Annotated in this window: 11 protein-coding genes; 10 read left to right on the plus strand and 1 reads right to left on the minus strand. The window is 41.8% G+C overall.

Features of this window, described 5'->3' with window-relative positions; genetic code table 11:
• A partial coding sequence (locus tag AAC033_RS14455; protein WP_339739344.1) for a cobalamin-dependent protein occupies positions 1–635 on the minus strand: 635 nt, incomplete at its 3' end.
• Positions 636–770: 135 nt separating this feature from the next.
• On the opposite strand from AAC033_RS14455, the gene AAC033_RS14460 reads away from it, so the two are divergent.
• The 10 genes from AAC033_RS14460 to AAC033_RS14505 form a co-directional block, all read left to right on the plus strand.
• The gene (locus AAC033_RS14460; RefSeq protein ID WP_339739346.1) at positions 771–1,640 is read left to right on the plus strand and encodes an AraC family transcriptional regulator; all 870 of its coding nucleotides are present in this window, start codon (positions 771–773) and stop codon (positions 1,638–1,640) included.
• Between the two features lie 239 nt (positions 1,641–1,879).
• Positions 1,880–2,632, plus strand: coding sequence for an RNA polymerase sigma-70 factor (locus AAC033_RS14465; RefSeq protein WP_339739348.1), 753 nt, complete (start codon positions 1,880–1,882; stop codon positions 2,630–2,632).
• Between the two features lie 146 nt (positions 2,633–2,778).
• Positions 2,779–3,822 carry a FecR domain-containing protein gene (locus tag AAC033_RS14470; protein WP_339739350.1) on the plus strand — a complete coding sequence of 348 codons (1,044 nt, stop codon included), beginning with the start codon at positions 2,779–2,781 and terminating at the stop codon, positions 3,820–3,822.
• A gap of 122 nt (positions 3,823–3,944) precedes the next feature.
• Complete coding sequence (locus AAC033_RS14475) at positions 3,945–7,400, plus strand: TonB-dependent receptor (protein WP_339739352.1); 3,456 nt, start codon at positions 3,945–3,947, stop codon at positions 7,398–7,400.
• Complete coding sequence (locus tag AAC033_RS14480) at positions 7,400–9,079, plus strand: RagB/SusD family nutrient uptake outer membrane protein (RefSeq protein WP_339739354.1); 1,680 nt, start codon at positions 7,400–7,402, stop codon at positions 9,077–9,079. The genes AAC033_RS14475 and AAC033_RS14480 overlap by 1 nt, the downstream gene beginning before the upstream one ends.
• A gap of 155 nt (positions 9,080–9,234) precedes the next feature.
• Complete coding sequence (locus tag AAC033_RS14485) at positions 9,235–12,174, plus strand: glycosyl hydrolase (RefSeq protein WP_339739356.1); 2,940 nt, start codon at positions 9,235–9,237, stop codon at positions 12,172–12,174.
• A 24-nt stretch (positions 12,175–12,198) separates the two neighbouring features.
• Positions 12,199–12,597, plus strand: a complete 399-nt coding sequence (locus tag AAC033_RS14490) for a hypothetical protein (RefSeq protein WP_339739358.1) — start codon at positions 12,199–12,201, stop codon at positions 12,595–12,597.
• A gap of 257 nt (positions 12,598–12,854) precedes the next feature.
• The gene (locus AAC033_RS14495; RefSeq protein ID WP_339739360.1) at positions 12,855–14,390 is read left to right on the plus strand and encodes a sulfatase-like hydrolase/transferase; all 1,536 of its coding nucleotides are present in this window, start codon (positions 12,855–12,857) and stop codon (positions 14,388–14,390) included.
• 66 nt (positions 14,391–14,456) lie between these two features.
• Positions 14,457–17,435, plus strand: coding sequence for a glycosyl hydrolase (locus tag AAC033_RS14500; RefSeq protein ID WP_339739362.1), 2,979 nt, complete (start codon positions 14,457–14,459; stop codon positions 17,433–17,435).
• A gap of 60 nt (positions 17,436–17,495) precedes the next feature.
• Positions 17,496–17,833 (plus strand): hypothetical protein (locus tag AAC033_RS14505; protein WP_339739364.1); only part of this gene is annotated, 338 nt, incomplete at its 3' end.

Genomic DNA, 17,833 nt, shown 5'->3' on the forward strand with positions numbered 1-17,833 from the left:
CCCTGCGGATCGGGTGCATAAAAATCTGCACCTATTTTTTTGCAGAAATCATTATTTACGGGTGCCCCTCCAATAAAAACTTTAGCTTCCGGAACTTTCGCCTTGATATCGGAAACTATCTCTTCCATATTTACCATAGTAGTAGTAAGCAGGGCAGATAAGGCTACTACTGCACCCGGGTTGTTTTCGAGTGCTTCAAGATACCTTGAAGAAGGAACATCAACACCCAGGTCGATCACAGTCCATCCGGCACCTTCCACCATCATGCCAACCAGGTTTTTACCAATATCGTGAAGGTCGCCTTTTACAGTGCCTATAATAAAAGTACCCTTAGCTTTAATTTCTCCGGAAGTAAAAAATGGTTTTAACTGAACCATTGCTGCTCCCATTGCCTTTGCAGACATGAGCATTTGAGGGACAAAAATCTTGTTTTCCGTGAATTTTTTTCCTACCCGGTCCATAGCCGGAACCAATGCGTTTTCCAGGATTTGTTGCGGACCAATTCCTGTTTCCAGGGCTTTGAATGTAAGTTCAAACGCACCATCGAATCCTTTTAACTGAGGAGGATAAGGTGATTTTTGATCAACTTTACCAAACTCAACCGCTTCCAGTAATTTTTCAAGTAATTCTTTCATCTGATATATTTTTTAAGATTAATAAACCCGTTAGATGCAAAAATAGCTGACCTATACCACGTTATCTACATCTAATTTTACTACTTTTGATGCTATATTCACATTTTATGACGGCTTTGTAAACTTATTACTACTGTGTCGGCGAAATTAGAACAAACAATTCTAAATCAGGATGAATCCTTTTATATTGGGATATTTCAGGATACCCTGGAAAAAAGCACCTGGCATTATCATGACAATTATGAAATAAGTTTTATTACCGAAGGCTCGGGCAAACGGATTGTAGGGGATTCTATTGAGGAATTTCAACCGGGAGATTTGGTCTTTATCGGACGTAATCTGCCGCATGTCTGGATAGCTGATAAAGATTCACTTACCCCTTCTTCCCGTTCCCTTGAAATGGTATTCCTTCAGTTTACCGACCAGATTATAAACTCCGATTTAAAATTGCTTCCCGAATTCAAAAATATTGTGAGAGCTCTTGCATCGTCTGAGCGGGGAATACATATTGTTGGAAAAACGCTCAATGAGGCAAGCGAACTCATGCTTCAAATGCCTTATATGAAACCGTTTGATCGGATGCTTCATTTTTTTAAGATTCTTGATATTATTGGTAAGAGTGATTCATTAATACATCTGACAAGTAAAGAATACTTAAGCTCCCGGTTTACTACCGGTAACAGACGGATTGCCCTGATTCATGACTATTTAATGAAAAACTACCGGGATGAGGTTAACCTGAGTCGCCTGGCTTTGCTTGTGAATATGGCAGAGGGATCTTTATGCCGTTTATTCAAATCGAATATGGGATTAACCATTTTTGAATATCTGAATAAGATAAAAGTTGAATTTGCCTGTAAATTGCTTATGGATCAGGATTTAAGTGTCACAGAAGTGTGTTTTAACAGCGGGTTCAACAATCTTAGCCATTTTAACAAACAATTTAAAAAGACAACCGGTGCAGCCCCTTCGGAATATCGACTAAGATTTAAAGGACTGAAATAAAAGCACAAATTTTGAATTAATTTCATTGCTGGCCATTTTCTGAAATAAAGAAGAACGAATAAAAAAAGGCGATCAATCGTAAGAGATAATGTAAAAACTTCCCCTCCATATCGAATACACCGGATTGGTAACAACTTAAAATACAAGATGATCGATGTTGCCCGTTTCAATGCGGAAAGCCAACGGCTGATAGTAGAAAGATATGCTAAGGAAATGCGAGGACTTTTACAGTTTAATCAATGGATGAAACAAGAGACATTGGTGTTTTCAGAATTTTTTATTTATTCTTGCACCGGACTCAAGTTCATCCAAATACTTCAACTACTTTTGAGTTTACAGCAAGCTGTTATAGAATGCAAAAGGAAAGTATCAATACTTCAAGTTCGGATCTTCTGTTGTTGAGTCAACTTCAAACAGGCAATACGAAAGCGTTTGACCTGATTTTCAGAAAATACTATGACAATTTGTGTCGCTTCGCGTTTTCAATCATACATGATGCTGATATGTCACAAAGTCTAGTTCAAAACGTCTTTCTTAGGATATGGGATCGCCGTTTTGTCCTTGGTCATATCGATAATCTACCTGGGTATTTGACCACGATGGTTAAGAATCAGATTTCGGATTACTTAAAAGACAGAAAGAACCTAAGCTTAGTTCTGAAAAAGTATCCAGGAAATCCCGATAGTAATACGACGGAGCAAGCTGTGTTCTCCAAAAATTTTGAAGAGAGTTTAATTATTGCTCTTGCGAAACTACCTCCTCGCTGCAGACAGGCGTTTGAACTTAGTCGGTTTGAGAATAGGAGTAATAAGGAGATTGCTTTGGAAATGAAGATAACGGTCAAGGGGGTAGAAGCTTTAATTGGAAGATCATTAAAAGTATTGAGAGGCGAATTACGGGAATTTTTGCCATCATTTGATCTGAAGACCATTGATCCTATCCTGTTTTTCTTTCTTATCTCAAAAGATCGCTTCCCCCTTAAAGAACGTTAAGCTTGTTTAGAGGTTTGAAAAACAGTGTTTTGCCGGAATTGTCGTCTTGTTTTCAATTTTCGGACGAAAAAAAAATCAATAAAAATGATTGTTGATGTAGGGTTGCAGTGTGTTTTCGGAGTCAGTATCACAACAAAGCACGAAATATGCACACGGATAAAGAAAGTATATACGATATCATTTCAAGATATCTGGGAGGAGATGCATCAGACCAGGAAGCGTCACGCTTAAGAAGGTGGTTGTCAGAAGACCGAAAAAATCAGATTGAGTTTGATGATATAGCAGCATTATGGGAAAAGTCTCAAAGTCTTCAATTTCCGGAGCGAATCAATACGCACAAAGCGCTGACTACTGTTCATACCAAAGGCAAAATAAAAAGGATAAAAACCTATAGGCTCAGTCTAATGCAGCAAATTGCTGCTATTCTGGTTATTTCAATTTTGCTCACAGGGTTATATCATTATTTTTCTGCCGGGGATCGTGGAGCAATGTATGAGACAGATTACTATCAGGAAGTCAGTGCTGCCTATGGAACACGAACCAACGTCGATCTTCCTGATGGAACAACAGTCATTTTAAACTCTGGAAGTTCACTTCGTTTTTCAAGCTTATTTTCTAAAGATGATACCAGAAGGGTTGAGCTTAGGGGGGAAGGATACTTCGAAGTAGCAAAAGATACGGAAAGACCTTTTATTGTTAATGCCGGAAGAATTGACATAAAAGTTTTGGGTACACAATTCAATGTAAATGCCTATGGTGTTGAGCCTGACATTGATATTGTATTAGTTGAAGGTGAAGTTGCTATCGGAGAGGCAAATAGCAAATTCTCCGACAATATCATGATGCTAGAACCAAACCAATTGGCCCGTTTTAATACTGCCGAAAGCAAAATTTATAAGGAAACAAGCGTCACGCTTGAAAAACATATTGGGTGGGTTGAAGGAAGGTTGATTTTCGAAGATGATCCGATTAGGACTGTTGTTAGCCGGTTGGAGAAATGGTATGGAGTTGATGTCAAGCTTGATGGCGAAAATTTATTGAATTATCGTTTCACGGGTACTTTTGTTAATGAGTCGTTGGAAGGAGTTTTAGATGCTTTTAGTCTCACTTCGCCATTGACTTATGACATTAAACCAGCTACAAAGGATCGCACAGGAGAATACACAAGAAAAATAATTACTTTAAAATGAATTAAGTAAAACGTCATTGCCTATGCTAAAACGAAACAGGAAGATGTTGGTCCATCTTCCTGCACATTCCAATGTCTGCTAGTAACAGACACGTAAGTTTAAAAATTAAACATGTCAAATTTATGAAAAAAATTAACAAGAATGGAATGCTTCATGGCATTCTCAGAGCTAAAGTCTTATTTATTATGAAGCTAACGGCCTTTTTCTTTTTTGTTTCGACCTTTACACTGGTTGCTTCAGTTACTTTTTCGCAAAACAAGACGATTACCATTGAGCGTGATAATGTCTTAATAAAAGATGTCTTGCGAGAAATAGAAGATCAGAGTGGGTATTACTTTATTTACAACAATGAGTTTGTAGATGTCTATCAAAAGATTGACCTCCATGCAAAGAACCAAAAAATTGATGGCCTTTTGGATAAAATATTCCAGGGACAAGATGTTAGTTACACTATTAACGATCGGAGGATTATTCTTTCACCTACAGGAACGCATGAACTGGCTCGGCAGTCGAGGACCATATCTGGTCGTGTCACCGACTCCTCTGGCGAGCCGCTTCCGGGTGTAACTGTTCTGGTTCAAGGGACAACCCAGGGTGTCATTACGGATTTTGATGGCAATTATTCGATTGCAAATGTTCCGGCTGCTGGCACTTTGGTGTTTTCATTTGTTGGAATGAAGAGCCAAGAGGTTGGTGTTGGCAGCCAATCTTCAATCAATGTAGTGATGGCCGAAGAGGCTATTGGAATTGATGAAGTGGTGGCCATTGGGTATGGTACTGCCAGAAGAAGAGATATTTCGGGAGCAGTGAGTACGGTTCGGTTGGAAGATTCTCCTGTTGCCCTATCACCAAATACCAATCCTCTCCAATCTTTACGAGGAGCAGTTGCTGGTCTTAATATTGGGGCACAAAACTCACCGGGATCAACGCCGAGTATATTGGTTCGCGGACAAAATTCTATTAATGGCTCAAATGATCCTTTGATAGTTTTGGACGGTATAATCTATTTGGGAAGTATGTCGGATATTAATCCGGAAGACATTGCCGTTATGGATATTTTGAAGGATGCATCCGCAACAGCTGTTTATGGTTCAAGGGCTGCGAATGGTGTAATTATAGTCACAACAAAAAAAGGGAAAACAGGTAAGCCCATTATCACTTATAATACCTCTATCGGTATTAACAATTGGGCAACTCCACCGAATCTGATGAAACGTGAAAGATATGCAGATAAATTTGTTGCACAAACTCCTTCTTTTAATACTCCTGATGATATTATACGTGATGATGCGTATGGGCAACTTTTATGGGATCAGGGAGATGTTGTTGATACCGATTGGATTGATCTAATATCCCGGAATGGTTTTATTCAAAATCACCAGGTTGCAGTTTCAGGTCGTGGGGAAAGTATAAATTATTATTTTTCAGGAGGATATAGTAATCATAAGGGCATTATTGTAGGGGATGACTACCAACGTATTTCAGTACGTTCAAAACTCGATGCCGATGTAACCGACTGGTTGCAAGTGGGGCTGGATGGAAGCTATAATAACAACGACTACTCGGGAGTTGGCGCAAATGTAGGTGGTGCTTACATAGGTCATCCGTGGGGATATCCATACCGTTATGCAGGAATGCCTGTGAATCCCGGAGAAAATACTTCTACGCTTTTGGAAAGATATCCTACAGGACAATCCGTCATTAATCCTCTTTGGGGAACTGATGGAACGATAGACGATATTGATAAAAGGAATTTTTACAGATTAGCAACTTTTGCTTTACTCAAAGTTCCAAAGGTTGACGGTTTAACTTACCGGTTCAATTTTTCAATTGATGCAAATAATAATATTCGTGATAGATTTGTGTACGAGGATTATTATGTAGGAGAAGCATCGGCAGTTTCCGAACCTTATATCGAAAGGTATTCTCCGTCGGAACTGGCTAAACGGCTATCGCAGGCAAATGGTTATAACGACCGGACCAATAGTTATTCTTATGTAATGGATAATATTGTGAATTACAAAAAGCAATTTAATGACCACTTTTTGGATGTTACGTTAGTTGCAACACGTGATTATTCGTACACCAAACTGGTAAGTGCAAATGGAAGCGATTACTCGGTAAATGGGAATACATTGCTGGGGGTTAACGGCATACATAAAGCCGCTGTGCAAAGAATAAATTTGAATGTGGTTGAAAGAGCCAACGTTGGTTACCTGGGACGAATTAGCTACAACTATAAAGATAAATACCATTTTACGGCTTCCATGCGTCGGGATGGTGCTTCCGTTTTTGGAGTGGATCAGAAGTGGGGTAATTTCCCTTCGGTTGGTGTCGCCTGGACATTAACAGAAGAAGATTTTTTGAAAGGGGTGGATAAAATAGATTACCTGAAGGTAAAAGCATCTTACGGTAAAAATGGTAACCAGGGACTTGATCCTTACCAGACGCTGGCGAGGGTTGCAAGTGGTAGCGACGGTGGCATTCGCTATGAGTTTGGTGATGCACCATCCACCATTTTATATGGCGTATCACAATCCAATTTAGGAAGTCCTAGTCTGGGCTGGGAAACGACTACAGCATTTAACGGTGGTTTTCAATCCTCATGGTTAAACAACCGCGTATTTTTCGATCTGGACTTCTATTTCTCTAACACAACCGACCAGATATTTAATCGTCAAATCCCAATTATGACCGGATTTGCTTCAATTTTCTCCAGCTTGGGACAGGTTGATAATAAAGGAGTTGAGATCAGCTTACGCACAAATAACATTGAAACTGCTGATTTAAAATGGTCGTCCAGCCTTATTTTCTGGCAAAACCGAAATAAAGTAGTTCGTTTATACGGCGATGATATTGATGGAGATGGAAAGGAGGACGACGATATTTCAAATAACCTATTCATTGGAAAATCATTGGGTGCGATTTATGGCTATGAATTCATTGGTGTTGTGCAGGAAGATGATACAGAATACATAAGCAATAATGGCGTCCCACCCGGCGATCCGATGTTTAAAGACATCAGTGGCCCTGATGGTAAACCTGATGGCCTGATTACGGCTGACTATGACCGTAAAATTCTGGGATACAGAAAAGAAAATTTCAGGATGAGTTTATCCAATACCGTTGAGTATAAAAATTTCAGTCTGTATGTTATGTTGACGGGAATTTTTGGCGGTGGCAATGATAATTACTTCTTACAACCAAATCCAAGAGCTACTTCATTTGGAACCAGGTTCGATACCAATGAAGTGGATCACGATTGGTGGACACCCGAAAATAAAAGTGAAAAATACCTTCGGCCCGACTATTTGGGTAATCGATATCTAGGGTTACAATCCAGAGGTTTTGTTCGAGTGCAGGATGTCAATTTATCCTATGATTTGCCCAAAGTTATGCTTAGCAGGATACCATTAAGTTCATTGGAAATATATGCAAGTGTAAATAACCTATACACCTTTACCAATTGGTTTGGTGGAAGAGATCCGGAAGGAGATGAGGGAGTGGGATTTACTGTTGATTCCGGAGAATATCCGGTTCCAAGAACCTATTCCATGGGATTAAAAGTAAGTTTCTAATGCAAAAAATAGATAATATGAAAATCAATAATATTAAAATACAAGTTTTCACTCTATTGGTGTTATTATTAACTTCTTTAGGGTGCGATGATGAAAAGTTTTTGACGGAAAATCCGGAAACATTTTATACGACGGATAATATATTTTCATCGGAAACACAGGTTGACCAAGTTCTGATTACCATGTATTCCGACCTCCGCGAATTCAGGACCCGAAATTTTCAGGCCAAAGGATTTAGTACTGATGTGATGGATGCTCCGGAATTCAGGGTTCAAACAAGTTTTGGTGATTACAGTAGAATAAACTCTGAAAGTTCTGAGTTTAGTAATACATATAATTTCTATTACCGATTAATTGCTGATGCAAATACCGCGTTATATGCAGCTAATCTGGAATCGATCAGTTTTGAGTCGGCCGAAAAAAAGGCATATATTATTGCTCAGGCTCGGTTTTTCAGGGCTCACGCTCACGGAATACTCGCAGAATTATTTGGGGGTGTACCAATTGTTACAGAAATAGCCAGAGAGCCGAGATACGATTATGAGCGTGCCACAAGAGAAGCAACGTATCAATTTGCCATCGATGAATTGGAAGCAATTGTTAATGATCTTCCGGAAACTACATCGCAAGACGGTAGAATTGTTAGAGGTGCAGCAGAGCATTACCTAAGCGAATTTTATCTGGGTTTGGGAATTGAGACATCCAGCAATGCTGCTTATGACCAGGCAATAAAATATGCTTCTGATGTTATTGATGGAGGAACCTTCGCATTGATGACCGAGCGCTTTGGTGAAAGAAAAGATGAACCGGGAAAAGATGTTTACTGGGATCTTTTCCGTAGAAATAATATCAACTATACTGATGGGAACATGGAAGCTATTTGGACCTTTCAGATAGACTTTGACGCTTACCTTGCGGAAGACGGAGAATCCTTTTTAAATTACCCAAGATTTTATATGCCGGTTTACAGGGCTATTGAGGGCTTTGATGGTGTTGCTGAAGACGCTGGAGGCCGAGGTGTTGCATTTTATAAACAGACTCCTTATGCCGGGGATTTGGTTTGGGACGAAAGCATCTCCGCAGGCGATCAGCGTGGAGCTGAGCATAACATAATCCGAACCATAATTTATAACGATTCAAATTATCCGGATTTAATTGGAAAAGTTGTACCCCAGGAAGTAATTGATGCTACCAATGAAGGGCGGGGATGGATTTTTCCTATCATATTCAAATTAACCACCGATGATTTTGTTGGTTTGGATCAAGGGCAGGACAGAAGTAATTTGTTCCGTGATGAGTATGCTATTCGTTTGGCAGAAACCATACTTCTTAGAGCTGAAGCCTATCATCGCAAAGGAGAAAACCAAAAAGCAGCCAATGATTTGAACATGCTACGCTCCCGCGCGCAATGCGATATTTTGGTTTCAGCTAGTGACGTTGATATTGACTTCATACTGGATGAAAGAGCGAGAGAACTTTTTGGAGAAGAATGCCGATGGAATACCCTGTTAAGGATGGGGGGAACTGTTGCCGTAGATCGCATTCGGGAATATGCAATGCATGATATTACACGCACAACTTTGAATTTCGATTATAATTTGTGGCCTATACCGCAAGGCACAATCGATAGAAATAAGGATGTAAAAATGGAGCAGAATCCGGGTTGGATCAACCGATGATTGTTCTGTTCTAATTAGTTGTCCTGGCCAGCCTTTCATTTCGGGCTGGTCAGGATAATGTTTTTTGCAACCGTAATTGTACCAACTAGAGCCTGTTATTCAGTTATCAGGGATTTTTTCACACATGAATGACTGTCAATCCAATTCTTATTATTATGACAACTAAAATTTGGCTACTCCTGTTTATTTTTGCATTCTTGGTTTCGTATTCCAACCCAGAAGAAACAGAATTGCCTGCCATCGGTTATGTTGATATAAAAACGACCTTCCAAAATCCGGAAAGTGTTAGCGGCGTAAACTGCTGGTGGTGGTGGCTCAATGGGAATGTAAATAAAGCTGCTATCACCAAAGATTTGGCAGCCATGAAATCCCGTAACTTCCAGGGAGCGATGATTTTTGATGCCGGAGGACATAATCAAAGAGGAAATAAGGATATCCCTGCAGGCCCCTTGTTTGGTTCGGATGAATGGAATGAACTGTTTGTGTTTGCTCTGGATGAAGCCCAAAGGCTTGGATTAGAGATGGGGTTTAACATTCAGAGCGGCTGGAATCTCGGTGGCCCCCGGGTAACACCAGAATACACGGCAAAACAGATTACGTATTCTGAAGTAAAAATGTCTGGCAATAAAAATGTTGCTGTAAAATTAGCGTTGCCTCAAACAAGAAGAGATTTTTATAAGGACATCGCAGTGCTGGCATTCCCAATTAATGATGATCAAAAAACGAATAAGGTTATTACTGATCTGGATCTGAAATTGGGGTACCACGAACTTGGAGGTTCAGCCCCGGATACCCGTTTTCTCTTGACCAACTCATCAACGGGCAGTAGAAATTCAAAAGATAATTCCAGTTACATTTTAACAAAGGATGACATTCTGGATATTTCATCTCAAATGGATGCGAATGGCAACTTAAACTGGCAAGCCCCCGAAGGAGATTGGAGTATTTTACGTATTGGTTATACCTGCACCGATTCCCATGTTTCCACTTCAAGCGGCGACTGGCAGGGCAGTGTACTGGATTATATGAGTAAAGAAGCTTTTGATTTTTACTGGAATGATGTAGTAGAGCCTATTTTTAACGCTGCCGGTGATCATGTGGGTACCACGCTAAAATACATGGAAACTGATAGCTGGGAATGTGGAGGAATGAACTGGACTGATCAATTTGCCGAGGAATTTATACAATACCGTGGATACGATCTGAAAAATTACTTACCCATTGTGGCTGGTTACATTGTTGATGACATTGAAACTTCGAATGCGTTTCTGTCCGATTTTAGAAAAACACTGGGCGACCTGGTAGCCTACAACCATTATGCTGTTTTTCAGGAATATGCCCATAAACACAACATGGGTATTCAGCCAGAATCTGCCGGTCCCCACGCCGGTCCGTTGGATGGAATAAAGAACTACGGATTCAGCGATATTGTGATGAGTGAATTCTGGTCGCCATCACCTCACAGACCCCGGCCGGAAAATCGGTTTTTCTTAAAACAGGCATCCTCAGCAGCACACATTTACGGGAAAAAGATTGTAGGAGCCGAATCCTTTACCACGATTGGGCCACACTGGAACGATGAATTGTGGCACGACCAGAAATCATCCTTCGATCACGAAATTTGTGCAGGCTTGAATCGTATGTACTTTCATACTTTTACAAGTTCGCCTCCTGAAGCGGGATTGCCCGGTCAGGAATATTTTGCCGGCACACACATAAATCCGCAGGTCACCTGGTGGGAACAGTCGGGGGCATTTATCGATTATATGCACCGCACCCAGTCAGTTGTGCAGGAAGGCAAATTTGTGGCCGATGTATTGTATTACTATGGCGACCATGTTCCCAATGTCTTCCCGTTTAAACATGCTGATCCGGCAGGAGCAATGCCTGGTTTTGATTACGATGTGACCGATGAGACCATCTTCCTGCAATTAAAAGTGGAAGATGGAAAACTTTTGGTTCCCGGCGGTGTGAAATACCGTGTTCTGGTATTACCCGACCATAAAGTTTTGTCGATGGCCGTACTGGAAAAAGCAGAAGAATTGTTACAACAAGGAGCTACGATAATAGGATATAAACCCGAAAAGTTAGCCAGCTTGATGGGTGGAACAGAAGCTCAAAAGAAATTTAACGAATTGGCCGATAAAATTTGGGGAGTTGAAACTTCAGAAAAAGGAGAAAAAAAATATGGTAGTGGGAATGTAGCCTGGGGAATGACCGCAAGAGAATATTTTTTGTCGAAAGAGGTTCCTGCAGATTTTGATATTGTGGAAAACGACAGCAAAACCGATTTTGATTACATTCATTACACCATTGGAGAAAGTGATGTCTATTTTGTGACCAACCAGACCAGGGAAAGGCAGAAAATAAAAGCCCGGTTCCGTGTCTCAGAAAAACAACCTGAATTATGGGATGCCTTAACCGGAGAAATTCGGGAAGCTAAAGCTTTTGCCCAAAACGATGGTCTGACAACCGTTCCGCTGACTTTGGACCCTTATGGAGCAATGATGGTTGTATTCAATACTGAAATAGCTGCAAGCAAACAAGGAACGGCAATAAGAAATTACAGCGATTTTGAAATCTTGAAGGAGCTTTCAGGTGCATGGACCGTTGAATTCGATCCCGAATGGGGAGGTCCCGGCTCTGTTACATTTCCGGAATTAGCGGATTGGACACAACATTCCGAAAAAGGAATTAAGTATTATTCAGGAACCGCAGTTTATAACAAAACATTCAATCTGGATTTTGAACCTCAACAGGATAAACAGTACTATTTGCAATTGGGAAGTGTAAAAGATGTGGGTATTGCAGAAGTGAACATAAACGGAAAAGACAAAGGCATTGTCTGGACGTCACCATTCCGGGTAGAAATAAGCGACGCACTGCAAAACGGTGAGAATACGCTGGAAATTAAAATGGTGAATTCATGGTACAACAGGGTGGCCGGCGACCAGACTTTTCCCGATGAAAAACAATACACATCCACCAACATCGATCTAAAACATGATTACCGGGGCAGGTCAATTGATGAAATTCCTTTGGAACCATCAGGTTTGTTGGGGCCGGTTAGGATTTTGATGATGGAGGAATTTTAGTATTTGAATTTAATTATCATGTCTATGAATGCGATTACGATGAATTGCATTATATTATTGAAAATAAGCTTTGTAATTCCGATAGGTGCAGTTGGGGGAAGCCTTATTCGGATGAATGGTAAAGAAGAATGCAACTGGTGGCAAGTATTCAATAATTTTGAGGAGCGAGCAGGAAAGTGGACGTTGAAGGGTTTCACGTATGATGGCCCCGCACAAGCCATTGGTTTTAAACCAGTGTGGAAACCCGAGGACCATGCGTCTTTCTTTACCACCTCTTCTGCCTGGAGCTTGTTTTCCCAAACTCAAAACAAGTCTGGACAAAATTGCAATTTGCAGGTTAAATATGGCCCTGTTCAAATACAAGCAATTGAATTGGAAACCCTTGATAATAAAAAAGGAAGTAACGTGATGGTAAGGAAGTAACGTGATGGTTATGCTTGACGGTATTCAACAATCCATCGTGTCAAGCAAACAAAACGGAAATACATTAACGGTAAATTTGAAATCAGAGTGTAGAATAAAATCTGGGCCAGAATTAATGATTTCTTTCAATTTTGAAAATTGATATTGAATTGGGGGGAGTTAAAACAGCTTGGCAAGAAGAACATAACTTATCTCGTATTACCATGGTTAAAACCGTCTCGAAGAATCAATTCGAATATTTAGCAAAATAATTAAACATGAACACAAAAATTCACACTATTGGAATTGCATCTTTTTTGTTGACGATAACATTTTCCTGCACGAACGCACAAAAAGAAAAGTTGGAAGATCAAGAAGGACTTCCCAACATCGTTTTACTCATGGGCGACGATCATGGTTGGGACGAAGTCGGTTATAACGGACACCCGTTTGTAAAAACGCCGGTGCTCGACGAAATGGCATCCAGCGGTTTGCGTTTCGATCGGTTTTATTCCGGACATCCGAGTTGTTCGCCCACGCGGGGCAGCCTGCTAACCGGTCGGCATCCCAACCGCTATGGTACATTCACCCCTGGCTGGTCATTACGGCCCGAGGAAGTCACCATTGCCCATCTTCTGAAAGAGGCCGGATATGCCACTGCCCACTTTGGAAAATGGCACGTTGGACCGGTTAAAACAGACTCACCGACCAGCCCGGGGGCAATGGGGTTTGATGAGTGGCTCTCGCACGATAACTTTTTTGAAATGGACCCGGTGCTGTCGCGAAACGGAGAAACTCCGAAGACAATAGAGGGAGAAGGTTCAGAAGTTGTCATTGATGAAACCCTAAAGTTTATACAGAGGTCAAAAAATACGAATAAGCCATTTATGGCTGTTGTTTGGTTTGGCTCTCCGCACGAGCCATACAGCGGATTGCCTGAAGACCTGGCCCTTTATGAAAACCTTCCCGACAGTTTGGCAAACAGAAATGTTCGTTTGACCTCCAATGAAACCGGAGAGCAGGTAAGCCGCCCACTCAGGGATGTTTTACAGGAACGCTATGCGGAGATCACCGCCATGGACAGAGCAATTGGCAAATTAAGAACCTTTCTAAAAGAAAACAACCTCCAGGAAAATACCCTGGTAATGTATTGCGGTGATAATGGCACGCCACCGAGTGCAGCACGAACAGGTTTAACCCGCCGTGAACAAAAAGGGAGCCTGTACGAAGGCGGTATTCTTGTGCCCGGTGTGCTGGAATGGCCAGCAGCCATAAAAGAACCGGTGTCAACTTCTGCTGTATCGGTCACCAGTGATTTGTTGCCGACCCTGGCAGAACTGACTGGTCAGCCATTGCCGGACAGACCCATTGACGGAATCAGCCTTGTTCCGTTTTTTCATGAACCAGCAAAACAACGAACCGAACCGCTTTATTTCTGGCAGTTTGAGCCGGGGGAAGTATTCGGCAAAAATCCGGAGCCCTACATTGACCCGGAATTGCAGGAAGGAACCACGCCACTGGCTAAAATAATGGCTGGGAAATTTACCCGTAGTTTCAGGAATTACAAATACAAGCAGATTTCAGAAAATGATTATTCAGGCGAACGTGCTATGATGAAAGATCAGTTCAAACTGGTCGTTGGGGGAAAGACGCCAGATGAGAGTGGGTTTGAATTGTATGACATTCAGAACGATCCGGGAGAAGAAAATAATCTGGCTGATCAATATCCTGAAATGGTGAAGGAAATGCAGGCAGAGTTGCGCGGATGGCAGGAGTCGGTATTAAATAGCTTAACGGAAGCAGATTATAAATAATGTAAGAGTAAGGCCTGAAAAGATAATATAGACAAGTATAGGATATATTACTATAAAACAGAACCTATGATTGTAAAAAAACTCATAATAACGATTGCAATTCTAATCACCAGTATAAGCCTGATTGGGCAGGACCTGGAGCAGTCCTTTCGAACCCCGCCCGATTCGGTAAAACCATGGGTTGTTTGGTTTTGGATAAATGGCAATATTAGTCATGACGGCATTACCAAAGACCTCGAGGCCATGAAAGAAATTGGCATAAACGGTTTTTATTGGATGGAGGTAAGCGGACCCTGGTGGGCACCAGAGGGTAAGATTGAAGCAGGCAGTGCAGAGTGGCACGAGGCAATGCAATGGGCCATAGCAGAAGCCGATCGGTTGGAAATGGAGTTTGCGCTGACCGTGGACTTTGGATATGGTTCCGGAGGGCCTCATATCACCCCGGACCTATCCATGCAAAAACTGGTTTGGAGTCAAACCGAACTGCAGGGGGGTAAAAAGTTAGATCTTCAAATAGAAAAACCTAAAATTGATAAAACACTTCAGCCCGTTTGGTTGCGTCCGGGACAGGAAATGAATCCTGCAGTAACAAATGCTGTAGACAGTATAGACTCTTACAGGGATATTTCCGTATTTGCAGTTCCGACTGCCAAACTCAAAAAATCCGTCCTCATTCCCAAAGAACGAAAAGAAGAAATAGCGGAGAAATTGAAAAATGTACCGGGGCTTCATGGGGTAGAAAACGATCCTCTGATGGCCTGGGACGGACGAGGTTGGAAAACACACCTACCCCCGCTTGATTTTAATGCTGATTTGTCGGCATTGCAGGATGCTGAGACCATCAATCTATCGGAGCATATGGATGTAAACGGGAAGCTGGTGTGGGATGCTCCCGGGGGAGACTGGACTATTGTCAGGCTGGGCTATGCGAGCAATTACCATATCACAAGGCCATCGCCCCGTCTCGCCGTAGGGTTGGAAAGCGACAGGCTGCATCCGAGAGGTATCAATACGCATTTTGAGCACCGGCTGAAACCCATCATCGAAGCTGCCGGAGAAAAGGCCGGGAGGACATTAAAGTACATACATATTGATAGCTGGGAGGCTGGCGGACAGAATTGGACATTGGGTTTTGAAGAAGAATTCAGGAAAAGAAGAGGATATGCTATTACACCATGGTTGCCTGTACCTACCGGCCATGCAGTAGATACCCAGGAAAACACAGAGCGTTTTTTATGGGATTTGCGCAAAACGGTGAGTGAAGTTACATTGGATAACTATATCATCAGGCTTAAAGAACTAATCGCTCCCTATGGAATGAAAAATTCCAATGAGCCTTATGGCAGGCTAGGTATAAACAGCCTGGAATATGCGGCGAACAGTGATTTTATCATTGGAGAGTTTTGGACGGAAAGGGAAATAATAGACCAATTCCCGACCTTTTCGGATTATTGGTATCACTCCATGAAAGGACTGGCTTCGGTGGCCAATACTTACGGAAAAACACGCGTTGGGGCAGAGGCTTTCACTGGCTCAAGGGGATGGGTTGACCACCCCTACCTGATCAAGGGGATGGGGGATGAAGCATTTTGCAATGGCATAAACCATTATGTTTATCACCTATACGCACACCAGGCGTATGAAAATATGAAGCCGGGGCTGACGCATCGCAGATGGGGGCAACATATCAACAGGTATCAAACCTGGTGGAACCTGAGTAAACCTTACTTTGATTACGTGGCGAGGTGCCAGGCACTTTTACAGAAAGGCAGAAGAGTGGTCGATGTCGCGTGTATGTATACTGAAGGAGCTCCCCTCAATTTTAACAACCTCAACTTTTCATTGCCCTTTGGCTATGATTATGACTTTTGTACCTTAGAAATCATAGAACGGATGTCCGTTAAAGACGAGATAATTCTCTTACCGAATGGCGTTTCTTATCACTATTTGGTATTGCCGAACTCTGACAGATTATCACTTCCATTGGTACAAAAAGCACAGGCACTAAAGAAAGCCGGGGCTAAAGTTTATCTACAGCAGGCTGTCGTTGGTACACCGGGACTGGAAGGTTACCCAAAAGCCGATCAGCAAGTGAAAGCCATCACTGAAAATTGGGAAATCCTTCCGGAAGGAGGTTGGAAAAACGTTTTTAATTCGGATAACATCTTGCCAGATTTTGAGGGCGACAACCTCATGTGGATACACCGAAATGCCGATGACAGCGATTTGTATTTCGTCGCTAATACCAAGCCCGAAAAAATGAGTAGCACATGTATTTTCAGGACTAAAAGGAAATTGGCTGAATTATGGAATCCCGAAACAGGGGAGATATTTGAAATAGAAACAACACAAAGAAAAGACGGTCGAACGCAAGTTAATTTGCAGTTTGAGCCTTCACAAAGTTGGTTTATTGTATTTAAAGACAAGCCAAGCAGACAAATAGCATTAGGAAGTCCCTTCATTGAGTGGGAAGATGTGCAAGAGATACGGGGAACGTGGGAACTGGAATTTGATAAAGATTGGGGACCGACAGAAAAACAGACCTTTGGTGAGTTAAAGTCATGGTCAGAGAGTTCCAATGAGCTGGTAAAATATTATTCGGGTACGGCAACGTACCACAAAGAATTTATTATTTCAGATACAACCATTAAAGCATTGAAGGAAAATACAGCAACAAAGGTTGGTTTGGATTTGGGTAAAGTTGAAGTAATGGCCAGGGTAAAACTCAACGGGAAAGATTGCGGCATTGTATGGAAGCCGCCTTACCGGGTAAATATTGGTGAAGCGTTAAAACCGGGCACCAATAAACTGGAAATAGAAGTAGTCAATACCTGGGTGAACCGTATGATTGGCGATGAGCAACTACCGCTCGACGCGGAATGGAAAGATTGGGAAACACTTGTTGAATGGCCCGGTTGGTTTCAGGAAGGGGAGGAAAGGCCGACAGGCAGATATACATTTACCACAGCACGGCATTACCAAAAAGATAGTCCGCTTATGCCTTCGGGACTGCTTGGTCCGGTTAAGATTATGTCGGGTAACTGATGGTTCTTTGATTAAAAACAAATAAGATAAATCAATATGAAAAAACAAAAATTGCAGAGAATGATTCTTGTAGGCTTGGTTTTATTATTCACAACAGGTTTATACACCAGTTGCAGGAATGGTGGGAGTGAATCTGCTCCCACCGGCTTAATGACCGACCTTCTTTCGGAACCGGACAATGCGGTAATAACAACTCCTCAACCAAGGTTTACCTGGATTCCCGCAGGGGAAGAAGCCATGCAAACCGGATACCAGATCATTGTTGCTTCCAGCGAAGAGAAGCTCCAAAATGAAGAAGGAGATGTCTGGGATTCCGGTAAAGTGGATTCCGGAGTGTCTGTTTCTGTTCCCTATGGAGGCAACGCACTGAATGAAAATTCAAGCTATTGGTGGAAAGT

Origin of the sequence: uncultured Sunxiuqinia sp., from assembly GCF_963974515.1 — a bacterium.
In the GTDB taxonomy this organism is placed as follows: Bacteria; Bacteroidota; Bacteroidia; order Bacteroidales; family Prolixibacteraceae; genus Sunxiuqinia.